Genomic DNA, 20,997 nt, shown 5'->3' on the forward strand with positions numbered 1-20,997 from the left:
CGGTGGTGGTGGTTGACGAGTTGCCGGTCACTCCGAATGGGAAGATCGACCGGGATGCATTGCCCACACCCGACTTCGAAGCCCAGCGCGCAGAATATCGGCCGCCTCGAGAAGGCGTGGAAGCCGCCGTCGCCGCAGCGTTTGCAGATGCACTGGGTATATCGCGAGTGGGCGCCGACGACAATTTCTTTGCACTCGGAGGCAATTCGTTGACAGCCACCGCAGTGGCTGCGCGATTGCATCAATCGATTGAGACCGAAGTGCCGGTTCACTGGATTTTCACCGAGTCGACGCCCGCGACGTTGGCGCACCGAATTGCGACGTGCACAGCGGAGACGAACGACGCGGTCGGGGTAATGCTTCCCCTGCGGGCCACGGGGAATCGTGAACCGCTCTTTTGTGTCCATCCCGCGGTCGGGTTGGCGTGGTGTTTCAGTGGATTGGTGCAGTATGTGGACAGTGACCGCCCGATCTACGGAATCCAATCACCCGCACTGACAGATTCGTCCGTGCATTTCGATTCGCTCGACGATCTCGCGGCCCGCTACGTCCGTGAGATCCGATCCGTGCAGCCACACGGGCCCTATCATCTGCTCGGATACTCGGTGGGTGGCCAGATCGCACATGCAATGGCGGCCAGGCTTCGTCGTGACGGTGCTGACGTTGCAACGCTCGCGATGATGGACAGTCGCTTGATGACGGAGGTTGACGCTCCGATGCCGTCTGTCGCGCGATTGGTCGCCGAGTTCGCCGAGGTTGATTCTCTCGATGCGCTCGAGGAAGACCCCACATTCGATCAGGTCGCGGAGTTGTTGCGCCGCAAGGGCGGATTCTTTTCGACACTGACGGCCGATCACCTCGGGACTTTGTACCGGCAGTACTGCAAGCTGGTCGATGATGCCGTGGCGCACCACCCGTCGAACCTTGATCTCTCCGATCTTCTCTACTTCAGCTCTGTGGAATCGCGCGAAGCCGAAAGGAATGGCGGACCCGAAGGCTCGATCGGGGCAGCGGACTGGAAGGACTACATCGTGGGCGACATCCACGAGTACAAGATCCCCACGACGCATGAGCAGATGACGAGCCCTCCGGGTTTGGCAGTCATCGGTCCGATCCTGAATCGCCACCTGGCGTCGGTTGGCCTAGTGACCGGCGCCGAGTTCGATGAGGACAACACCGGCGGCAATCAGGGCAATTCCCGCCGCCATGAGCTTCGTCAGGGCTTCGCGAAACAGGATTCGGCACGCGAGGGCAGTTAGCGCCACCCCGCAGGCCGTCCAGATTCCGTACGCCACTCCGAGGGCAAGGCCGGCGTCGAGCGCGAGTGTCAGAAATGCGAAGGAGGCCACATAGCCCGCGCCCACCACGACGAACCACTTCTTGTTGCTTCCAGTTTGCGACGCCATACGCAGCGCCAGGGTGGCGGAAACCTCGGACAGGATCGCCGCGATCAGAAATATCCAGGTCACGCGGGGTCACCCGATTCGCGAGTGGCGGCTGCTTGCGAGCCGAGTTCGACACACAAGACTCCACCGATGACCAAGGCAATGCCAAGTCCCATCGTCGCAGTCAAGGGATCGCCGAAGAGAAGCGTTGCGAGAATTGCGGTCAGGACAACTCCGGTCGCTCCCCAGATTCCGTATGCAACACCAAGTCCCATACCTGCGCGGAGAACGAACGACAGCGCGGTGAAGGCTGCCACGTATCCCACCGCGACCACTACGTACCAGGCAGGGTGATCGAGAGCTGCGCGCAACGAGAGCGTGGCGGTGACCTCGGTCACGATTGCGGCAATCAGTAGTAGCCATTTCTTCACAAGCCGTGATTCTGTCAGAGCAGTAGCCGCTGCTCCGACGGAGAACTTGCGGCGACGCAGATTCTCGACTGCGTCACTCCCGGGTGCAGCGCATGGACTCGGTGATCGATCGCGCCTCGCCCCCGTCCGGCGGAGGTTTCCTCGACAGCGAGTACCTGGCAGCGGCCCACGCCGTCGTCCAACGGAATATTCGAGCTGTGTATGGGCTCGACGACACACAACCGGCTTCGGCGACGCTCAGACGTGGACGCGGATCGTGCAGCCAACGACTTGCCGTGCTGGAGGGGCTGGCCCGCAGTCGCGGGAACTCTGGAGTGCGTCCGGCTAGCGCCGTGATCGGGGGCTAGGCTGTTCGGCATGTCTGTGCGTACACCGTTGGTCCCCGGAACCGTCTCACCCGTCCTTGCTGTGCCCTCGAAGATCGAGCGGCCCGAGTACGCGTGGAAGCCGACAGCCAAGGAAGGCAACGAGCCTTGGGTCCAGACGCCGGAGACCATCGAGGCGATGCGCGTCGCGAGCAAGATCGCCGCGCGGGCGTTGCAGGAAGCGGGCAAGGCCGTTGCACCCGGCGTCACGACTGACGAGCTGGACCGCATTGCTCACGAGTACATGATTGATCACGGTGCGTACCCGTCGACGTTGGGCTACAAGAGCTTTCCCAAGTCCTGCTGCACCTCACTGAACGAGGTGATCTGCCATGGAATCCCCGATTCCACGGTCATCCAGGACGGTGACATCGTCAACATCGACGTCACCGCATACATCGGCGGCGTGCACGGCGACACCAACGCCACCTTCCTCGCCGGTGATGTATCCGAGGAGCATCGACTTCTTGTCGAGCGCACCCACGAAGCCACGATGCGGGCGATCAAGGCCGTCAAGCCGGGCCGCGCCCTCAACGTCATCGGTCGAGTCATCGAGTCTTATGCTCACCGATTCGGATACGGCGTAGTGCGTGATTTCACGGGCCACGGCATCGGCGAGACCTTCCACAACGGCCTCGTGATCCTGCACTACGACGAGCCCGGCGTCGAAACGATCATCGAACCCGGAATGGTCTTCACCATCGAACCGATGATCAACCTCGGCGGCATCGACTACGAAATCTGGGAAGACGACTGGACCGTGGTCACCAAGGACCGCAAGTGGACGGCTCAGTTCGAACACACTCTGGTTGTCACCGACACCGGTGCCGAGATCCTGACTCTGCCTTGACCCTGCGCGGTGCCCTGCTCGTAGCGGGTACGACCTCCGACGCGGGCAAGAGTGTCCTTGTCGCCGGGTTGTGTCGGATGCTGGCGCGTCGCGGTGTACGCGTCGCGCCCTTCAAGGCGCAGAACATGTCCAACAACTCCGTCGTCACTCTCGACGGCGGGGAGATCGGCCGTGCTCAGGCACTTCAAGCCCGTGCCTGCGGTCTCGAACCGAGTGTGCGGTTCAACCCGGTACTGCTCAAGCCGGGAAGTGACCGGACATCGCAGCTGGTCGTTCGTGGCAAGGCGATGACAACTGTCGGTGCGCGGGACTACATGCAGCACCGTGCGTGGCTGCGCGGCGTCGTCGCGGAGGATCTGGCGTCTTTGCGCGGCGACTTCGACGTCGTGATTTGTGAGGGTGCCGGTTCACCGGCTGAAATCAATTTGCGGGCAACCGATCTCGCGAACATGGGATTGGCGGAAGCGGCTTCCATACCGGTAATCGTGGTCGGCGACATCGACCGCGGTGGGGTGCTGGCTCATCTGTTCGGAACGGTCGCGGTTCTCTCGCCGAGTGATCAGGCCTTGATTGCCGGCTTTGTGATCAACAAATTCCGTGGTGACGTCGGGCTGCTCGAGCCCGGCCTCGAACAACTCCGCGAACTGACCGGACGCCCGACGCTGGGTGTCATCCCGTTTGCCGACGATCTGTGGCTCGACGCGGAGGATTCGCTGGGAGTCACCGGTAATGCACCGGTGGGTCGCCCCGGACAGCCCGTCGGTTCGGCGTGGTTGACGGTCGCGGCAGTTCGGTTGCCGCGCATTTCCAATTCGACGGACGTCGAAGCTCTCGCCTGCGAACCGGGGGTTGCGGTTTCGTGGGTCACCGACCCGGCACGTATCCGCGACGCAGACCTCGTGGTGATTCCAGGCAGCAAGTCCACCGTGAGTGATCTCGAGTGGTTGCGCAGCACGGGCCTGGCCGACGAGATCATCGCTCGAGCAGGCCGCGGGCAAGCCATCCTGGGAATCTGTGGTGGTTATCAGATGTTGGGCAGATCCATCGTCGACGACGTCGAATCAGAATCGGGCACTACTGCCGGACTCGGATTGCTCGAACTCGACATCAAATTCGCTTCGGACAAAGTGCTGGCTCAGGTCGACGGTCACTACGACGGTATTCCGGTGTCCGGGTACGAGATTCATCATGGACGGGTGATCCGCAACAACGATCTTCCGTTGTTGACCGCTGCCGACGGTTCGCCGGAAGGAAGTGTTCGAGGGTCGGTTCGCGGCACCCACTGGCATGGACTTCTGGAAAGCGACGCCTATCGCCGCACCTTCCTGACGGACATTGCCGGTGCGGGGTTTGTCGTGGCGCCGGATACCTCGGTGGCTGCGGTTCGTGAACAGCAACTCGACCTCCTTGCAGACCTCGTCGAGAAGTACCTGGATAAGGACGCACTCGAGGAACTGATCGGCGGGGGAGTGCCGAATGGATTGCCCGTCATCACCTCTCACGTGAATCGCGTCTGACGCGCGCTGATTGTTACGCGGTGATCGGGACAGCTGTTCCCGTCACGGCCATGCCGCCCTGTGTCGGAATATCGACGAGTAGGACGCTCGGCCGGCCGACGTGTCTGCCCTGGTGGATTGTGATGCGCCGAGGAGTGTCAGCGGGATCGAGTGCCCGCAGGTATCCGCCGGTGGAAGCCGCCGCAGATCCTGTTGCCGGGTCTTCGGTGATGTTGCCTACCGGGAAGAGGTTTCGGGCTTCGAAAGTGTTGGCGTCCAATTGATGCAGGAAGGTCACGGTTCCGGCCCAGCCTTGTGCGTCCATGAGTGTGCGCATTGCCGCGGGGTCGAAGGTGAACTGGTCGAAGGTCGATTTGTCACTGAGAACCACAATCGGATGGGTGTTTCCGGCATACGACAGCTGCGGCGGAAAGTTGGTGTCGATTGCTGACGAGTCGATGCCCACGAGGCCGAGCAGTGCAGTGAGCACGGCATGGTCGATGGGCGATACTGCAGGTTCCACGCTGGTGAACGTTGCGAGAATGCCTGATGCCTCTGTTGTGGTCGTGATCGACACCGGCCCGACGGATGTCTCGAACGTGAAGGTTCCTGCGCCGTCGCGTTCGGTAAGCGCGACCGCGGTGGCAATGGTGGCGTGACCGCAAAACGGAATTTCCGCAATAGGGGAAAAGTATCGAATAACGTTGTGTTGCTTGTCTTCCTCGGATCCAGGCTTGGTGACAAATGCAGTCTCCGCGTATCCGATGTCCGTCGCGATGGCCTGCAACTCCGCGTCGCTCAGCCCCCGTGCGTCCAGCAACACTCCTGCGGGATTGCCGCCCGCGGGATCGGAGCTGAATGCGGTATATCGAAGGATATCGGGTGTGATGGCCATGAAACTATCGTCCCTCGTGGACGTGCCGGCAACAAATGGCCGGATGGTCGGAACTGGACTGCGAGCGTTTCGATCAGCCCGCGTAGCGCCAGCTGTAGGCGCACAGCAAGCCCCAGGTGGCCGCGAATCCAGCGACCTTGAGCCGCGTTGCGGTTCCGGGCAGCGTCGATCCGAAGATTGCGGCGTCACCGAGATCGGCTGCGGCTCGGAACGCGACAGCGCCGCGACGCGCCGGCCCGTACGGTGCCATGGCCAGCAGAAGTCCGCTCGCGACATCGCGCGCTCCAACCGCCCTGATCACGGTCGCTACTTCCGGTGCGATGCTGCCGTCAGCCTTGGTGAGTTTGCACGGCTTCGCAAGAATTCTCGGTGAGAGGACGAGGGCGGCGCTGTAGGCGGCGGTCAGGACACCGAGAGCTTGAGGGAGCAATCGCGCAGTGGGGATTGGCGTCATGATCTCTGTGTACCCACAATCCGTTGTCCTACCTCCGTCGCACATACCGTCTGTTTGTGCTGAGGACTCCAGCTGGACGCTCGTCGTCCGTGGATGGAATCAGGGGTCAGCCTTCAGTGTCATGTCCATGGTGACGGTCACAGCCCACATCTGGGTAGGGCCTGCGACTGCGGACGGACACTGCTCCAGAGCGACGCTGTCCACCAGCGTTTGCAGAACGAACCAACTGAATGAGGTTGTGCTGGTGTCGACCATTGCCGACGTCGTCCCGGTGAGGATCACCGACACGCTGCCAGGGTCGGCTCCGACGGTGCAGGTGAGAGTGCTGCAGGTAGGCGTGTGGCGCAGAAGAGTGCTCGCTGCTTCGTCGACCGCGAGAACGAGGTCTGCGACAGCGTCGGCTGCAAGATCGTGGTGTCTGCCCCTCGACCGGACGAGAGCTCGCAGGATATGGAGCTGATCAGCGGTGGCGGCCACGGAAAGTGAAGGTAAGGGGAAAAACTCGTCGACAACCATGAGTGCTCCTACGATGCGTTGCGGTGTCGTGTCAGGAAGCAGCGGCGGCGGACCGTCCTGATGACTACCAGTGCGCGCATCAAAAGGTGCTCTTTCCAGTGGCCTCCCGTCGAAACGATTCGGCAGGGACAGGCCAGATGCCGTCTGTAGTGCATTCGTAGCCGGATCGAATGCGGATGGGTCGGACGTGGGAAATATCAGGTGTCGAACTCGGCAGCAAGATCCCTGGCCTGCGTCAGCTTCGTCGCCGCCCGCTCCGCGGCTTCCTCGGCGGTGCGCCGAGCGGACTCGGCAAATCGGGACTCCTGCTCGGCCTGTGACAAAGCCTCTCGGAGATCGGAGACCTTCTGCGCCGCCTCGTTCACCCTCGCAGTAGCCGAGTCGAGTTCCGAAGTAGCCTGATGTGCAGCAGTTTCCGCCTCGCTGACGCGAGCCTGGGCTTGTTTTCGCGCGGCCTCAGTCGGCTGTCCTTTCGGCTCGGCGTCGGAAGGCGCCGGTGCGGTCGGTTCAGGTACCGATGCGAGCGCGGCAGGGCCGAAGCCGCTGTACGACACTGAGCCCAGCATCCGGCCGCGACGTAGATCGGCGCCGATATCGGGTTCGGAGAGCGCCGCCGACAGTGACTGCCCGATCTCGCGCATCACTGTCTCCGACAGCGGGCGGCCACGATCTTGTGCCGCCGACGCGGCGCGGTCGGTCAGCGCTGAGATGACGGCCGCTCGCCGGGAAGCCAGAGACCGCAACTCTCCAGCGCGTAGGGCCTGTTGTGCGGATCGCAGTGCTGCCCCGAGTTCGAGCAAACGATCGACGCTTTCCGGCTCGACCCGAACGAGAAGGTTGAGAGCCCATCCCGTTGTCGTGGGTTTGCGCAGGGCATTCAGATTTTTCGCCAGCGTCGTATCGCCCAACTCCTTGGCGCGCGCGACTGCGGCGCGTCGCGCGCCGATGAATTCGGACGGGTCGAGTGCGTAGAGTTCGTCGGCTGTGCTGTCGAAGTCCACACATCATTGTTACACCGGGAACGCCGTGGCACCGCGATCGCCAACGGGAGTCGTACTCGGACTCGCTGGGCATACATCCGGTATGGGTCAGGTTATGAAACTCGTCGTTGTTGTCAGCGCCGTGATCGCAGTAGTCGGATCGTTCATCGGTTCGGGAGCCTGGATCGGCACGCCTATCGCGGAGGCAGCAGGAGGTGCACTGAGCGCTACGTCAACGCTGGTGGCACCGGCCGGGACTGCGTTCTCGATCTGGTCGGTTGTCTACGGCGGATTTCTCGCATACGCGATCTGGCAGTTCCTGCCGGGCAGAACTGTGCGTCACGAGGCCTTGCGTCCCGCGATAGCGGTGTCGATGCTCCTCAATGCTGCCTGGATTCTCTCGGTGCAGGCCGGATTGTTGTGGCTGAGCGTCGTGATTATCGCGAGTCTGCTGGCCGTGCTTGCGCGAGTGTTCGTGCTGCTTCAGCGACAGCGCCCGGAGAACGGGATCGACGCGGTGATCACGGACGGCACCATGGGTCTGTATCTCGGCTGGGTGTGCGTCGCAACCATTGCCAACGTCACCGCCTGGCTCGTCGATCTGGGTATCACGAGTGCCGCGACGACGTGGGCAGTCATTGTTCTCGCCATCGCTGCCATGGTCGGAGTTGGCCTTGCGACCGGTTCGCGCGGCGCGATCGCGCCGTCGATCGGCATTGTGTGGGGACTGGCGTGGGTGGCGCAGGGCCGACTGGGCGGCGAAGTGGCGAACACGGCAGTCGGTATCTCGGCAGTGCTTGCCGCCCTGCTGGTCGGTGTCTATACCGCCGGCGTCAGGCTCGAGCTGACCGGCGCGCACCCGGCGAAATGAATTTTTGATCCCGGTTGGTGAGAGAAGTCATCCCGAAGCGATTCCGGTTTACCTAGATTCATGAATCGAAGTATTTCTCCACCTTGAAGTAATTCTCTACGTAAAGAAGAGGCATTCTGTGAAGATCCTGATTGTTGGCGGAACTGGCATGATCGGTGCCCACACGGCACTTCACCTTCGCGACATGGGAAACGACGTCACCGTCGCGGCGCGTAATCCACTCGCCGATGACTCGCCTGTGCGAGATTTCCCGGTCCTGCTCGGTGACTACACGGAACAAACTTTCACAGCGGATCAACTGGCACCGTTCGACGCGATCGTCTTTGCCGCCGGTCAGGACGTGCGACACATGGGCCGCGGCGTCGACGAGGCGGAATTCTGGGAGAAGACACAGTCCGGTGGGGTGCCGCGGTTCGCGGCCCTGGCCAAAGAGGCTGGTGTTGCCCGGTTCGTCCAGGTGGGAAGCTACTACCACCATCTGCGTCCCGAATTGGCAGAGACGATGCCGTACATCGCTGCGCGAAAGGCTGCCGACGAAGGAGCACGGGCGTTGGCCGACGAGACCTTCAATGTCTCGACGCTGAACCCGCCCTCAATTCTCGGCGTCATCAGTGGAACGTCTGCCAAGCGTTACCGCAAGATGTTCTCGTGGGCTGCGGGCAACGAGGCACAGATTCCTGATTTCGCTCCGGCCGGCGGCACCAATTTCATGTCGGTGCGGTCTTTGGCGGAAGCGATCTGGGGCGCGCTGCAACACGCGGAATCCGGCAAGGCATATCTGATCGGCGACCAGAATCTCACCTACCAGCAGTATTTCCAGTTGCTGGTTGCTGCGGCAGGCGGCGACCGGGAGATCGGCGAACGCAATGAGGAGCACCCCATCCTTCCGGACAGCTTCATCGTCCAGGGGCGCGGCAACGTCATCTCCTACGAGCCGTCTGACGCCGACACCGCGCTCCTCGGTTACACCCGGAACGACTGTGCGCGAGCACTTACCGAGATGCACGAGACAGTGAAGGAAGCCGTCGACGCACGCTGACGTCGTGGCCCGCTGTCCTTTTGGTGATCCTGTTTCGGTGTGTCGCCAAGCCCACGCCAGTGGACAGCGGGCCGGCCGGCCCAGCGAGCCAGGCCGCGGCTTGCGGCCGCGCTACGCGCCGCTACCGCGATCCTCGTCTTCAGTCCTCGTCAGGGTAGTTCCAGTCGAACACAACCTTCGCGGGCGGAACCGCCTCCGCGACGCGAAGCTGCAACGACTTCTCGAAGGTGGGACGCCACTTGTAGAAACCGCTGAAAATTACGGGATGCTGTGACACGACGTGCACGTCACGGGTCCCTTCGGGATTTTCTCGCCGTGAGATGACCACCTCACGTTCGAGCCGATTTTCCTCAACTACCTGCTCGAACAATGTGTAGATCGCGTCGGCGTCTGCCGGCGTGAGGCCATTCACACCAAAACGGACATCGATATTCACAGACATCCGACAACTGTAGGTCGAGGTTCACCCGACAGTTGCATTGAGGTGACGGATGTTCGGCTCGGGTGCACGCGATTTCCGTTGTCCCGCAACCAACGCCTCTGTCAGGTCAGGCTTTCGGATCCGGGTTTTGGTTGCGGCTGGTGTGCCCCTGGCCGGAATCGCTTGGTGCGGCATCGTCTGGCGGGGCCGGGGTGCCGGGCGAGTTGCCTTCCGCTGTCGGAGTTGGGGTCGCAACCTCATCGGGTGTTTCTCCGATGGCTGGACCGCTCGCAGTGCTTGTCTCGGCGTTGTGGTGGCTAGCTTTTTTGGCAAGGTCGCCGACCTTGTGTTGCACCTGCGGTGCCTTCTCCTTGACGGTTTCCGCCACTTCGCTCACTTTTTCCTGGACAGTCGGGTTGTGCCACAGTTCGAGGGACTGGTCCCTCATCTTTTCGTAGGTTTGTCGTCCGGATCTGGTGCCCACGACGAATCCCGCAGCGGCGCCCGCTATGAAGATCAGTGCTTTCTGCATGACGTCTCCTGGTGTCGTCCGGCATGGAACGAGGTGGACGAGTTGTCACTGATCGCTCGTCCACCCACGAATACCCGTCAACAAGCCTGCTAACCGCGCGAGCGGCGGTATGACGGAGCGTCTTAACGATCAGCGTTGTCTTCCAAGGAAATTGCGCGCGCGGAGTGGCCATCGCTGGTGATGTGAGCTTCGGCGCGCATCCGGTCGACCATGTGTGGGTAGTGAAGTTCGAACGCGGGGCGTTCTGATCGAATTCTGGGAAGTTCGGTGAAATTGTGCCGGGGCGGGGGACAACTGGTTGCCCACTCGAGCGAGTTTCCGAATCCCCACGGATCGTCGACCGTGACCACTTCGCCATATCGGTAGCTCTTGAAGACGTTCCACACGAACGGCAACGTGGATGCACCGAGAACGAACGCGAAGAGCGTGGACACGGAATTCAGCATCGTGAACCCGTCGGAAGGTAGGTAGTCGGCGTATCTGCGCGGCATTCCTTCTGCGCCCAGCCAGTGCTGCACAAGGAATGTGCCGTGGAATCCGACAAACGTGGTCCAGAAATGCCAGACGCCGAGCCGGTCGTCCAGCATCCGGCCGGTCATCTTCGGGAACCAGAAGTAAATGCCGGCAAACGTCGCGAACACGATTGTGCCGAACAGAACGTAGTGGAAGTGCGCGACGACAAAATAGCTGTCCGTGACGTGGAAGTCGAGTGGTGGGCTCGCGAGGATGATGCCAGTCAATCCGCCGAACAGAAACGTGACCAAGAAGCCGAGGGAAAACAGCATGGGTGACTCGAAAGTCAACTGTCCCTTCCACATTGTGCCGATCCAGTTGAAGAACTTGACTCCGGTGGGCACCGCGATCAGGAAGGTCATGAAGGAGAAGAAGGGCAATAGAACGGCGCCGGTGGCAAACATGTGGTGTGCCCAGACGGCGATGGACAGCGCCGCAATGGCGAGAGTGGCGTAGACCAGACCGTTGTAGCCGAAGATCGGTTTGCGGCTGAAGACCGGCAATATCTCCGAAATGATGCCGAAGAAGGGGAGGGCCACGATATAGACCTCGGGGTGGCCGAAGAACCAGAACAAATGCTGCCACAGGACGGCACCGCCGTTGCTCGCGTCGTAGACGTGTGCGCCGAGGTTTCGGTCGGCGAGGAGTGCCATCAGGGCTGCAGTCAGGATCGGAAAGGCGATCAGGATCAGTATCGACGTGATGAAGATGTTCCAGGTGAAGATCGGCATGCGGAACATCGTCATTCCCGGCGCGCGGAGGCAGATCACGGTGGTGATCATGTTGACCGCTCCGAGAATGGTTCCGACTCCGGCCAATGTAAGACCGGTAATCCAGAGGTTGGCTCCGGCGCCGGGTGAGAACGTGTCGGTGGACAACGGCGCGTACGCAGTCCAACCGAAATCGGCCGCGCCGCCAGGGGTGACGAACCCACTGATCGTAGTAATCGCGCCGAACAGGTAGAGCCAGTAACTGAGGGCGTTCAATCGGGGAAACGCGACGTCAGGTGCTCCGATCTGCAGCGGCAGTATGTAGTTCGCGAAGCCGAAGACGATCGGGGTCGCGTACAGCAGAAGCATGATGGTGCCATGCATGGTGAACAGTTGGTTGTACTGCTCGTTGGACAGGAACTGCATTCCTGGAACAGCTGTCTCGGCACGCATCATCAACGCCATCACGCCGCCGATCAAGAAGTAGGCGAACGACGTGAACAGATACATCAAGCCGAGTTTCTTCGGATCTGTGGTCGTCAACGTGTCAAGAAGCGCCTGGCCCTTCCGCAGGCGGCGTGGGGGATACGGCCGTCGGCCTACGAGGGCGCGGACTGGTACTGCGGTCATCAGGTCTCCCATCGCACGTATGGAAGCGCGACTGCAAGAGTTGTTACCCGTACTTGAAGCTGGCGAAACAGCGCTGAACTATCTCGGATGGTGTGGATTCTCGGCGGATCCCGGTGCGGAACAATATCCATTCCTGCGTCGTTGTCCGGGCTATGAGCGACGATACGGAAGTCCGGGACGCACTCTTCGAGCTTGTTGCCAATGGGAAACAGGGTGTTTTGGCAACAATCAAGCGGGACGGCAGGCCGCAGCTGTCCAACATCATTTACCGCTGGGATTCCGAGTCGCGAACGGCATCGATCTCGATTACGGCGGACCGCGTCAAGAGCAAAAATGCCGAGCGTGACCCGCGGGTGTCACTGCATGTGAGTGCTCCGGATTTCTGGAGCTATGCAGTGATCGAAGGCATTGCGAAGTTGACTCCATCAGCTTCCGATCCACACGACGAGGTGGTCGACGCGCTGGTTGATCTCTATCGAGACATCAGTGGCAATGAGCATCCCGACTGGGAGGACTACCGCCGCGCGATGGTGGCGGAACGCCGCCAGATCCTGAGTGTGCGAGCAGATCATGTGTACGGCATGTCGGGCACCGGTTAATAACGTTACGAGCTACTATGTAATGGTGAATTCGGAGACACCACGCGCCGGCCGGCCGCGCGACCCGGGCAAGGACCAAGCTGTGCTGGTTGCAGCGCGCCGCCTCCTGGCCGAAGTTGGCTACCAGCAGACGACGATTGCCGCCATCGCCCGGTCGGCCGAAGTGAATACGCCGGCTATCTACCGCCGATGGCCGACTCGCGAAGCATTGATCGAAGAAGCAGTGCACGGGACCGGAGGCCATCCGTTGCCCGAGGTGTCCGGAGATCTCCGAACAGACCTCGCGACGTGGGTGCGGATCTTCCTGGTTCGAGCCGCGCGACCTGCGGCCAGGGCCGGTGTTCCGGGACTGCTCGCGGACCCTCAAAGTGAGGACGCCCGGCAGCGTTTGCTGGCCATCGGCGCTCCGGTTCGCAAAGCCTTTCAAGAGATGTTGGACGACGCCGCTGCTCGGGGAGAAATCCCGGTCGACGTCGACGCGACGTTCCTGTTCGACCTACTCTCGGGCGCCACCACTATGCGTGGTCTCACGCGTGGCGCCGAGGACGAGGACCGTTTCGTCGATTCACTTGCAGGTTCGCTGTTCGTGTTGGCAGTGCATGCAAGCGAGACGATCGGTCTGAAAGCAGGGCACGAATGAAGATCGATCTCCAGTTGGATTCACGTCCCGAAGACTCGGCAGCGCGCGCGAAGGAACTTGTAGCGCTGGGCGCCGACGGTCTTTTCACGTTCGAGGGCGCACACGACGTTTTTGTCCCGCTCGTCGCAGCGTCAGGTGTGGTCGAGGCGGACCTCATGACCAATGTGGCGATCGCGTTGCCCCGCAGTCCGTTGCACCTCGCACATGTTGCGAACGACATACAGGCATTGAGCCGCGGTCGATTCCGGCTCGGTTTGGGTTCGCAGATCCGTCCCCATATCGAGCGACGCTACGGTAGCGAGTGGTCGCGGCCAGCCGCACGAATGCGGGAAGCAGTACTTGCGATCAAAGCGATCTTCACTGCGTGGGAAGAGCGTTCGCCCCTGGATTTCGTGGGCGAGTTCACCCAGCACACGCTCATGCCACCAACGTTCGATCCTGGACCTAATCCGTACGGTCCGCCGGAAATCTGTCTGGGGGCGTTGGGGCCCTTGATGACTCGGGCTGCTGCGGAAGTGGCAGACGGGTTGCTGGTCATGCCCTTCAACAGTGCCCGTCATTTTCGCGAGCGGACCATGCCCGCGATCGAGGAGGGGCTCGAACTCGGCGGGCGTACCAGGGCGGATCTTGCGATCTACCCGCAGGTGCTGGTTGGTGTCGGGCGCACCGCAGACGAACTCGCCGACGCCGAGCGCGGGGTCCGGAGTCTGCTCGGGTTCTATGGTTCCACGCCGGCGTATCGGCCGGTGTTGGAGGTCGACGGCTGGGAAGATGTTCAGCCCGAACTCAACTCGCTCTCCAAGCGGCGCGAGTTTGCTGCCATGACGGACCTGATCGATCGAAACATGATGAACACGCTTGCAGTGGTGGGCACCCCCGAGGAATGTGCGGCAAAGATCATCGCGCGATTCGGCGACCACGCTGAGCGCGTGTGCTGCTACTTTCCTGGATACTCGGTATCTGATTCCCATGTTGCGGAGATGATTTCGGCGCTCGGGAAAATGCGATGACAAGCGGGGTGCTGGTGGAGGTGGACGCCGGCGTAGCCGTAGTCACCCTTGACCGGCCGGAGCGGCGCAACGCGTTCACCGGGGCGATGGGTCGAGCACTGGGTGAGGCGTACCGGAATCTTGACGCCGATGACGACGTTCGTGCCATCGTGCTGACCGGTGCGCCGCCGGCATTCTGTGCGGGCGCAGATCTAGAGGGAGGCGCGGACACGTTCGATGCGCCTGTCGGTGACGGCTTTTCGGCATCGCCGATCAACCCACCGGCCTTCGATTTGCGTAAGCCCGTGATCGCGGCGGTGAACGGACACGCGATAGGTATCGGACTGACTATCGCGATGCAAACAGACATCCGGATTTTTGCCACGGATGCCAAGTATGCGATTCCGCAGGTTCGCCGGGGAGTGTTGCCCGACGCGATGTCACATTGGACCGTTCCGCATATCGCCGGTATGGCGGTTGCTGCCGATATCCTGTTGACCGGTCGCACATTTGACGGTGCGGAGGCTGTTCGGCTGGGACTCGCGAGCCGTTGCCTGCCCGCAGACGACGTGTTGCCCGCCGCCCTGGACATCGCTCGGGATATCGCGGTGAACGTTGCCCCCATGTCGGTTGCGCTGTCCAAACGTCTACTGTGGCAGTCGGCCAGACACGGCTACGGTCCCGAGCGGGTAGCGGACCTCGAGACAGAGTTGCACTTGCGTGTGATGGGTGAGCCCGACTCGTCCGAGGGGGTTCGCGCCTACCTGGAACGGCGTGACCCACACTGGGTCTCACGGCTGTCAACCGACTGGCAGGAGATTGCTCCGCAATGACTCAGTGTGGGGTCAGGCCGCGCTAGGCGTGTGCCAACAACTGTTCGAGGCGGCGGCTACAGAATGCGGTGATGTCCGCGTGTTCACCGAGTTGTAGGTGCGTGGACAGTCGCAGTAGCGGAACCGATAACAGCACCGCAGCGAGCACCTCGTTGAACAACAGGTTCCGGACCGGCCATCCTGTCAGTTCCTCGTAGCGGGCGATCGTCTGCTCCCGGGTCGGTGTGCCAGGCAGAGATGGGTGACCCTCGAACTCGCTGCAGGCCCAGTCGAGGAACAGCATCCACGCCAGGTCGGCTTCGTGATCACCCAGATACGCCATTTCCCAGTCGAGTACACCGGCAACGGAATGGTCCGGGCTGTACAGAATATTCGACATGCGCGCATCGCCCCAACACAACGTGACATGTTCGGGCTCGTAGATATTCGCGCGGAGCCACGACAGTGCCTTCTCCATTACCGGCGACAGACTCGGCGCTGCCCAACGCACGGCCCAGTCGAGATAGTTCACGGCCTGCTCGATCGGTTTGTCCCCGAACCTCGGCATGGAGAGAAAGTCGAGGCGAAGCTCGCCGGGGTCGAGTTGATGGATCTGGGCCATCGTCTCGACGCAGCCCCACCACATCCGCGCCCGACTCTGCTCGTCGGCTTCAAAGTAGTTTCCGGCGGTGTGATACGACGGAAAATCGCTGGGAGCCTCGGCATTTCCGATGCGTTCCATGACGTAGTACGGCCCGCCGAGAGCATTGTCGTCGTTGTCTATCCAGAGCATCCGGGGGACAGGCAGATCGGTACCGGCAAGTCGCTTCGACACCAAATACTGGCGTCGTAGGTCGTAGTCGGGAAACAGGGAGATCTCGGGTGGGCGTCGGAACACGAAGCCCGCCCCCGAATTTTCGGACCCTTCCAGCTCGAACAGGTAGGTCTCGGTGGAGAACCCGCGCTCGGTGCGTTGCCAGGCGACGATCTTCGCTTCCTGTGCGCCTGGAATCTGTTCGCGAACAACGGGTTCCAGGGTCGATGCTAGAGCCTGCGCGGCGACACGTTCAGTCATTGTGTGCGTCCGTCCGGTTTGCCGACCAGTCCGTGTACCCGTACCGGGGGTTCACACCCATGAAAACCATCTCGACCAGTCCGTGCCCGATCTTGTCACCCATCCGAACCTCGCACAATGTTTCGCTGAGCATGCTCACGTGGCGGATCTCTTCGAGGTTGGTGATGTCCACTGTGAAGCTGTCGCTGAAGTCCTTGCCGCGGTACATGCCCGAGGCGTAGCCGCGGTATTCGTCGTAACCGGCGAGTCCCGGCCAGAAATCGCACACCGGATTCACTTCGATGACGTCGGTGGTTCGGTCGGCGCGATGCACGGTGAAGGTACCGGATTTCACGACGCGCAGATCGTCACGGAACTTCAGGTCGTGTTCGACGTCGATGATGGGTAATGGGTCCTTGCCGCTGTCGATCGGGAAGAGCACTTCGCCCTCGAACTGCCAACGCGCTCCCGTGCTCGTCTCGCGCTGCGCGAAATGCACTACCTCGTCGTCGAATTGGAAGATCCCCATGTAGTACAGGACTCCCTCCGGAACCTCCGAAGGCTGCAGGTTCGCGCCCTCCGACAGGCTGCCGCCCCCGCCGCCGTGGCGAACGCCCCACGAGTGGTCACGGCCGAACCACCAGTTGTCGGGATCGATCTCGATGCGCTCGCCGTCGATCTCGATCCAGCCGGTGATCGTGCCGTTCTGGTAGAAGCGACGGGCGTCCTCGCGGACCCGGCCGCGCGTCCGGTGGAATGCTGCCGTCTGCTCGTAGACCGGAAAGTCGCCGGAGAAATCGAGTTGCAGGCTCAGTCCGTGCTCGTTCGACTCGACGGTCGAGCGAACCTTGCGCAGCGGTTCGACGATCTCGTAGGTGTACGGCCCGACGTTCCAGGCCGCAAGGGCGCCGGTCTGCGGGTTCAGTTCGGTCGACAGACGAACTACACGAGCCTCCTCGCCCTTGCGTGTGACCATCGCGTAGGCGTCGAGGACGTTGCGGTTCGGGTATTTGGCCAGGCCGGTCATGACGGAGACCTCGCCGGTTTTGTCGAACCCGTACATCACGATGCGTTCGGTCCAACGCAGGTCGCTTTGCGAGACGTGGTCGAGTGTCGTGGGTAGTTGGTGGATGAGCAGTTCGTCGTGCGGAGTGATCACTGCGGGCCCTTCGTGGTGGATGGATGCCTTCAATCTATTACGGAGCGCATCGCAACGTAATAGTTTTCGGCAAATATATCTCCGGTAATGTCCGCGGATGTGGATGAACGCAGAGATCGTCGAACCGGTACCGCTGGCGTGGGGAGGCCCCGCGATCCTCAGGTGGACCTGGCCGTTCTCGCCGCCACCCGGGAATTGCTCGTAGAGCTCGGCTACCAGAAAACCACCATCACGGCGATCGCCCGACGAGCAAACTTGGGTACGGCAGCGATCTATCGGCGCTGGGCAACTCGCGAATCGATTATCGAAGAAGCGGTCTTCGGCATGCAGAATGGTGCATTGCCCGCGACTACCTCGAATTTGCGCGAGGACCTACTGATCTGGACGCGATGGTTCCTCACGCAAGTGGCGGAACCGGCAACTCGCGCAGCCATTCCGGGCTTACTCTCTGCATATCAACAAGAGGAAGGCGCTTACCAGCGACTGGTTCTCAGTTCCGAGTATCCCGCCCGACTGGCACTCCTCGAGCGGGTGCGCGCCGAGTACCCGGAGCGGTCCGAGGCGGACGTTGCCGCCGCCACCGATGTCGCCTTCGATTTCCTCGTTGCGGCCACGATTGTCCGCGGACTCACCAGTGGACTCACCGACGCCGACGCTTTCTGCACCCGAACCGCCGCATCATTGGCGCTGCTGATCACCTCTACTCGCAGCGATATCAACGAGGAGTAATTGCATTCAGGCTAGGTAAGGGATTCGACCCTGCGCGTCGGTCGGCCCGTTGGTTCCGCTCGGATACTGCGCCGGAGGATAACGGCCACCGAGACGTCTGTGGCAACAATCCGGAATCAATTCGAGCTCGAAACCATTCGGTTGGCGTCAATTCCAACTATTTTCGCGAAAGTCTTGGATCAGTCCAGAAATCCGCGTCATAGTAGTGGGGTGTCCTCGACGCCGGACTTTCCAGCACAACTGCGTGACGCAGAGCTCCGTGTGACCCGACCACGGGTTGCGGTGCTCGAAGCGCTGCATGCGCGTCCACATGCCCCGACGGATTCGATTTTCGATGCTGTTCGGGCGGTTCTACCGGGAGTGTCTCGCCAAGCGGTGTACGACGTACTGCATGCGTTGACCTCAGTGGGAATCGTGCGGCGGATTCAGCCTTCCGGTTCAGTGGCTCTCTACGAGTTGAGGGTTGGTGACAACCATCATCACGTCGTCTGCCGATCGTGCCGGACGGTGTCGGACGTCGACTGCGCAGTTGGCGAGGCACCTTGTCTGACGCCACCGGATTACGACGGTTTCGAGTTCGTCGAAGTCGAAGTTGTCTTCTGGGGGATGTGCCCCGACTGCGCGGCATCACAGAGTTCGCGATCACACCCGTGATCGGAGTCGGATCTATTTGCTCATGGAGGGATTAACGTGTCCGATAGTTGCCCGATGGCCCCTGAAGGAAAGTCGCAGGGGGGAAGCGAAAGTGAAAATCCCGCGATCTCGGCTCCGACGCCCACGGCGCATCGCCCGATGACAAACCAGGACTGGTGGCCGAACCAGCCAAACCTTTCGGTGTTGCGTGTTCATTCGCCCAAATCCAACCCTCTGGGTTCGGACTTCGATTACGCGGCGGAGTTCGCGAAACTCGACGTCGACGCTCTCAAGCGCGACGTCATCGACTTGATGACAACGTCGCAGGACTGGTGGCCCGCAGACTACGGTCACTACGGTGGGCTGTTCATTCGGATGAGTTGGCACGCCGCGGGTACCTACCGCATCGCGGACGGCCGCGGCGGTGGAGGTCAAGGCGCACAACGGTTTGCGCCGCTGAACAGTTGGCCGGACAACGCAAGCCTCGACAAGGCTCGCCGCTTGCTGTGGCCCGTCAAACAGAAATATGGCAAGCAGATCTCGTGGGCCGACCTTCTGGTTTTTGCCGGCAACTGCGCCTTGGAGTCGATGGGGTTCAAGACCTTTGGCTTCGGGTTCGGTCGCGAGGACATCTGGGAGCCGGAGGAAATGTACTGGGGCCCGGAGGACTCGTGGCTCGGAGACGAGCGGTACAGCGGCGACCGTGAGCTGTCCGGTCCGCTCGGCGCGGTGCAGATGGGTTTGATCTACGTAAACCCGGAGGGGCCGAACGGGCAGCCCGATCCGGTCGCCGCTGCCCGCGATATCCGCGAAACCTTTGCGCGCATGGCGATGAACGACGTCGAGACGGCGGCGCTGATCGCCGGCGGACACACCTTCGGTAAGACTCACGGGGCCGGCCCCGCCGATCTCGTCGGGCCCGAACCCGAAGGCGCTCCGATCGAACAGCAAGGCTTGGGCTGGAAGAGTTCCTTCGGCACTGGCGTGGGGAAGGATGCGATCACCAGCGGCCTCGAGGTCGTGTGGACGAATACGCCGACGCAGTGGGACAACTCGTTCCTGGAAATTCTCTACGGCTACGAGTGGGAACTGACCAAGAGCCCCGCTGACGCGTGGCAGTGGACGCCCAAGGACGGCGCCGGTGCCGGCACGATCCCGGACCCGTTCGATTCGTCGGTGAAGCGTTCTCCGACCATGCTGACCACCGACCTTTCGCTGCGGCTCGATCCCGCATACGAGAAGATCACGCGCCGTTGGCTCGATCACCCGGACGAATTTGCCGAGGAGTTCGCCAAGGCCTGGTACAAGCTGCTGCACCGCGACATGGGACCTGTCACTCGCTATCTCGGTCCGTGGATTCCGGAACCGCAGCTGTGGCAGGATCCTGTTCCCAACGCCGCTGCCCCGGTGATCGGCGATGCGGATATCGCTGCCCTCAAGAGCAAGGTACTGGAGTCCGGGCTGTCGATCTCGCAGTTGGTGTCTACCGCCTGGGCGTCGGCGGCGAGTTTCCGTGGCACCGATATGCGCGGCGGCGCAAACGGAGCCCGGATTCGCCTCGAGCCGCAGAAGAGTTGGGAGGCAAACAGTCCCGCCGAGTTGTCGACGGTATTGAGTGCACTCGAGCAGATCCAGCAGGACTTCAATTCCCAGTCCGGCGGAGCGAAGGTCTCGCTTGCCGATCTGATTGTTCTGGCGGGAACCGCGGCGGTCGAGAAGGCCGCCAAGGACGCCGGCCACGAAGTCTCTGTCTCGTTCACCCCCGGTCGGGCGGACGCGTCGCAGGAACAGACGGACGTGGAGTCCTTTGCGGTTCTCGAACCCCGGGCAGACGGATTCAGGAACTACCTGCGCGGCGGGGAGAAGATTCCGGCCGAAATCCTGCTTGTCGATCGGGCATACATGTTGACGTTGACCCCACCGGAGATGACGGTGCTGGTCGGCGGCCTTCGCGGGCTGAACGCCAACGTCGGGGGTACCGCCCACGGTGTGCTGACCGATCGGCCGCAGACGTTGACCAACGACTTCTTCGTCAATCTCCTCGACATGGGCACGGAGTGGAAGCCGTCTACGTCGTCGGAGAACGTCTACGAGGGTCGTGACCGGGCCACCGGTGACGTCAAATACTCTGCCACTGCCGTCGATCTTGTCTTCGGATCGAACTCGGAACTGCGTGCTCTCGCAGAGGTGTACGCAAGTGCGGACGCACAGCAGAAGTTCGTGGAGGACTTCGCGAGCGCGTGGACCAAGGTGATGGAACTCGATCGGTTCGACCTCGACTGATCGCCGCCCTG

The 20,997-nt window shown here is 61.7% G+C and carries 24 protein-coding genes; 12 read left to right on the forward strand and 12 right to left on the reverse strand.

Translation table 11 applies throughout. From position 1 onward, the window contains the following. A partial coding sequence (locus tag FEZ60_RS00005; RefSeq protein WP_242484356.1) for a thioesterase domain-containing protein occupies positions 1-1,259 on the forward strand: 1,259 nt, incomplete at its 5' end. Here FEZ60_RS00005 and FEZ60_RS00010 read toward each other — a convergent pair. From FEZ60_RS00010 to FEZ60_RS00020, 3 genes are read right to left on the reverse strand one after another with little or no spacing between them, the layout of a single operon-like run. Further along, positions 1,143-1,469 carry an SMR family transporter gene (locus FEZ60_RS00010; protein WP_084702742.1) on the reverse strand — a complete coding sequence of 109 codons (327 nt, stop codon included), beginning with the start codon at positions 1,467-1,469 and terminating at the stop codon, positions 1,143-1,145. The two genes, FEZ60_RS00005 and FEZ60_RS00010, sit on opposite strands and share 117 nt — an antisense overlap. After that, a complete protein-coding gene (locus FEZ60_RS00015; RefSeq protein ID WP_095887787.1) occupies positions 1,466-1,816 on the reverse strand; it encodes an SMR family transporter in 351 nt (116 codons plus the stop codon). Before FEZ60_RS00015 ends, FEZ60_RS00010 begins: the two co-directional genes overlap by 4 nt. A gap of 14 nt (positions 1,817-1,830) precedes the next feature. After that, positions 1,831-2,175, reverse strand: a complete 345-nt coding sequence (locus FEZ60_RS00020) for a hypothetical protein (protein ID WP_172935282.1) — start codon at positions 2,173-2,175, stop codon at positions 1,831-1,833. Here FEZ60_RS00020 and map point away from each other — a divergent pair. Together map and FEZ60_RS00030 are read left to right on the forward strand one after the other, a co-directional pair. Continuing rightward, on the forward strand, positions 2,174-3,031 hold the full coding sequence (gene map, locus FEZ60_RS00025) for a type I methionyl aminopeptidase (RefSeq protein WP_033234952.1): 858 nt from the start codon (positions 2,174-2,176) through the stop codon (positions 3,029-3,031). The genes FEZ60_RS00020 and map overlap by 2 nt on opposite strands. 2 nt (positions 3,032-3,033) lie before the next feature. Further along, positions 3,034-4,548 carry a cobyric acid synthase gene (locus FEZ60_RS00030; RefSeq protein WP_172935599.1) on the forward strand — a complete coding sequence of 505 codons (1,515 nt, stop codon included), beginning with the start codon at positions 3,034-3,036 and terminating at the stop codon, positions 4,546-4,548. A 13-nt stretch (positions 4,549-4,561) separates the two neighbouring features. Here the strand turns inward: FEZ60_RS00030 and FEZ60_RS00035 are convergent, their stop codons facing one another. From FEZ60_RS00035 to FEZ60_RS00050, 4 genes are all read right to left on the reverse strand, one after another. Continuing rightward, a complete protein-coding gene (locus FEZ60_RS00035; protein ID WP_172935283.1) occupies positions 4,562-5,422 on the reverse strand; it encodes a PhzF family phenazine biosynthesis protein in 861 nt (286 codons plus the stop codon). A gap of 73 nt (positions 5,423-5,495) precedes the next feature. Next, complete coding sequence (locus FEZ60_RS00040; RefSeq protein WP_033234950.1) at positions 5,496-5,876, reverse strand: hypothetical protein; 381 nt, start codon at positions 5,874-5,876, stop codon at positions 5,496-5,498. A gap of 99 nt (positions 5,877-5,975) precedes the next feature. Further along, positions 5,976-6,392, reverse strand: a complete 417-nt coding sequence (locus tag FEZ60_RS00045) for a hypothetical protein (RefSeq protein ID WP_172935284.1) — start codon at positions 6,390-6,392, stop codon at positions 5,976-5,978. Positions 6,393-6,589: 197 nt separating this feature from the next. Then, on the reverse strand, positions 6,590-7,393 hold the full coding sequence (locus tag FEZ60_RS00050; RefSeq protein WP_172935285.1) for a hypothetical protein: 804 nt from the start codon (positions 7,391-7,393) through the stop codon (positions 6,590-6,592). A 94-nt stretch (positions 7,394-7,487) separates the two neighbouring features. Between FEZ60_RS00050 and FEZ60_RS00055 the strand changes: the two genes are divergently transcribed. Beyond that, positions 7,488-8,243, forward strand: coding sequence for a tryptophan-rich sensory protein (locus FEZ60_RS00055; RefSeq protein ID WP_172935286.1), 756 nt, complete (start codon positions 7,488-7,490; stop codon positions 8,241-8,243). 118 nt (positions 8,244-8,361) lie between these two features. Next, positions 8,362-9,282, forward strand: coding sequence for an NAD(P)-dependent oxidoreductase (locus FEZ60_RS00060; protein ID WP_033234948.1), 921 nt, complete (start codon positions 8,362-8,364; stop codon positions 9,280-9,282). Positions 9,283-9,421: 139 nt separating this feature from the next. Here the strand turns inward: FEZ60_RS00060 and FEZ60_RS00065 are convergent, their stop codons facing one another. The 3 genes from FEZ60_RS00065 to ctaD form a co-directional block, all read right to left on the reverse strand. After that, on the reverse strand, positions 9,422-9,724 hold the full coding sequence (locus FEZ60_RS00065) for a hypothetical protein (RefSeq protein ID WP_172935287.1): 303 nt from the start codon (positions 9,722-9,724) through the stop codon (positions 9,422-9,424). Between the two features lie 106 nt (positions 9,725-9,830). Further along, positions 9,831-10,235 (reverse strand): YtxH domain-containing protein, encoded by a 405-nt coding sequence (locus FEZ60_RS32305; RefSeq protein ID WP_045067238.1) that lies wholly within the window; start codon positions 10,233-10,235, stop codon positions 9,831-9,833. Positions 10,236-10,357: 122 nt separating this feature from the next. Next, positions 10,358-12,088, reverse strand: coding sequence for a cytochrome c oxidase subunit I (ctaD, locus tag FEZ60_RS00075; protein WP_172935288.1), 1,731 nt, complete (start codon positions 12,086-12,088; stop codon positions 10,358-10,360). 152 nt (positions 12,089-12,240) lie between these two features. On the opposite strand from ctaD, the gene FEZ60_RS00080 reads away from it, so the two are divergent. Genes FEZ60_RS00080 through FEZ60_RS00095 form a run of 4 tightly spaced genes read left to right on the forward strand, consistent with a single transcriptional unit; the run spans position 12,241 to position 15,149 of the window. Continuing rightward, a complete protein-coding gene (locus tag FEZ60_RS00080) occupies positions 12,241-12,687 on the forward strand; it encodes a PPOX class F420-dependent oxidoreductase (RefSeq protein WP_045067240.1) in 447 nt (148 codons plus the stop codon). Positions 12,688-12,712: 25 nt separating this feature from the next. Further along, positions 12,713-13,327: a TetR/AcrR family transcriptional regulator gene (locus tag FEZ60_RS00085; RefSeq protein ID WP_346343312.1), complete on the forward strand. Its 615-nt coding sequence runs from the start codon at positions 12,713-12,715 to the stop codon at positions 13,325-13,327. Further along, positions 13,324-14,337, forward strand: a complete 1,014-nt coding sequence (locus FEZ60_RS00090) for a TIGR03617 family F420-dependent LLM class oxidoreductase (protein ID WP_172935289.1) — start codon at positions 13,324-13,326, stop codon at positions 14,335-14,337. Before FEZ60_RS00085 ends, FEZ60_RS00090 begins: the two co-directional genes overlap by 4 nt. Continuing rightward, complete coding sequence (locus FEZ60_RS00095; RefSeq protein ID WP_172935290.1) at positions 14,334-15,149, forward strand: enoyl-CoA hydratase-related protein; 816 nt, start codon at positions 14,334-14,336, stop codon at positions 15,147-15,149. Before FEZ60_RS00090 ends, FEZ60_RS00095 begins: the two co-directional genes overlap by 4 nt. A gap of 22 nt (positions 15,150-15,171) precedes the next feature. Here FEZ60_RS00095 and FEZ60_RS00100 read toward each other — a convergent pair whose 3' ends face one another. Then, on the reverse strand, positions 15,172-16,203 hold the full coding sequence (locus FEZ60_RS00100; RefSeq protein ID WP_172935291.1) for a phosphotransferase family protein: 1,032 nt from the start codon (positions 16,201-16,203) through the stop codon (positions 15,172-15,174). Next, positions 16,196-17,341 carry a hypothetical protein gene (locus tag FEZ60_RS00105; RefSeq protein WP_172935292.1) on the reverse strand — a complete coding sequence of 382 codons (1,146 nt, stop codon included), beginning with the start codon at positions 17,339-17,341 and terminating at the stop codon, positions 16,196-16,198. Before FEZ60_RS00105 ends, FEZ60_RS00100 begins: the two co-directional genes overlap by 8 nt. 99 nt (positions 17,342-17,440) lie before the next feature. Between FEZ60_RS00105 and FEZ60_RS00110 the strand changes: the two genes are divergently transcribed. From FEZ60_RS00110 to katG, 3 genes are all read left to right on the forward strand, one after another. Next, positions 17,441-18,070, forward strand: coding sequence for a TetR/AcrR family transcriptional regulator (locus FEZ60_RS00110; protein WP_257012975.1), 630 nt, complete (start codon positions 17,441-17,443; stop codon positions 18,068-18,070). A 210-nt stretch (positions 18,071-18,280) separates the two neighbouring features. Next, a complete protein-coding gene (locus FEZ60_RS00115; protein ID WP_033235028.1) occupies positions 18,281-18,724 on the forward strand; it encodes a Fur family transcriptional regulator in 444 nt (147 codons plus the stop codon). Between the two features lie 36 nt (positions 18,725-18,760). Continuing rightward, a complete protein-coding gene (gene katG, locus FEZ60_RS00120; RefSeq protein ID WP_116103912.1) occupies positions 18,761-20,986 on the forward strand; it encodes a catalase/peroxidase HPI in 2,226 nt (741 codons plus the stop codon). The last annotated feature ends 11 nt before the right edge of the window (positions 20,987-20,997 follow it).

This window comes from Rhodococcus sp. MS16 (genome assembly GCF_013277795.1).
In the GTDB taxonomy this organism is placed as follows: Bacteria; Actinomycetota; Actinomycetes; order Mycobacteriales; family Mycobacteriaceae; genus Rhodococcus_F; species Rhodococcus_F globerula.

Excerpts from the sequence above, each read along its gene's own strand:
- FEZ60_RS00035 (WP_172935283.1), bottom strand. The coding sequence starts at position 5,422 with ATGGCCATCACACCCGATATCCTTCGATATACCGCATTCAGCTCCGAT.
- FEZ60_RS00080 (WP_045067240.1), top strand. The coding sequence starts at position 12,241 with ATGAGCGACGATACGGAAGTCCGGGACGCACTCTTCGAGCTTGTTGCC.
- FEZ60_RS00040 (WP_033234950.1), bottom strand. The coding sequence starts at position 5,876 with ATGACGCCAATCCCCACTGCGCGATTGCTCCCTCAAGCTCTCGGTGTC.
- FEZ60_RS00045 (WP_172935284.1), bottom strand. The coding sequence starts at position 6,392 with ATGGTTGTCGACGAGTTTTTCCCCTTACCTTCACTTTCCGTGGCCGCC.
- FEZ60_RS00100 (WP_172935291.1), bottom strand. The coding sequence starts at position 16,203 with ATGACTGAACGTGTCGCCGCGCAGGCTCTAGCATCGACCCTGGAACCC.
- map (WP_033234952.1), top strand. The coding sequence starts at position 2,174 with ATGTCTGTGCGTACACCGTTGGTCCCCGGAACCGTCTCACCCGTCCTT.
- FEZ60_RS32305 (WP_045067238.1), bottom strand. The coding sequence starts at position 10,235 with ATGCAGAAAGCACTGATCTTCATAGCGGGCGCCGCTGCGGGATTCGTC.
- FEZ60_RS00095 (WP_172935290.1), top strand. The coding sequence starts at position 14,334 with ATGACAAGCGGGGTGCTGGTGGAGGTGGACGCCGGCGTAGCCGTAGTC.
- ctaD (WP_172935288.1), bottom strand. The coding sequence starts at position 12,088 with ATGACCGCAGTACCAGTCCGCGCCCTCGTAGGCCGACGGCCGTATCCC.
- FEZ60_RS00020 (WP_172935282.1), bottom strand. The coding sequence starts at position 2,175 with ATGCCGAACAGCCTAGCCCCCGATCACGGCGCTAGCCGGACGCACTCC.
- FEZ60_RS00055 (WP_172935286.1), top strand. The coding sequence starts at position 7,488 with ATGAAACTCGTCGTTGTTGTCAGCGCCGTGATCGCAGTAGTCGGATCG.
- FEZ60_RS00090 (WP_172935289.1), top strand. The coding sequence starts at position 13,324 with ATGAAGATCGATCTCCAGTTGGATTCACGTCCCGAAGACTCGGCAGCG.
- FEZ60_RS00065 (WP_172935287.1), bottom strand. The coding sequence starts at position 9,724 with ATGTCTGTGAATATCGATGTCCGTTTTGGTGTGAATGGCCTCACGCCG.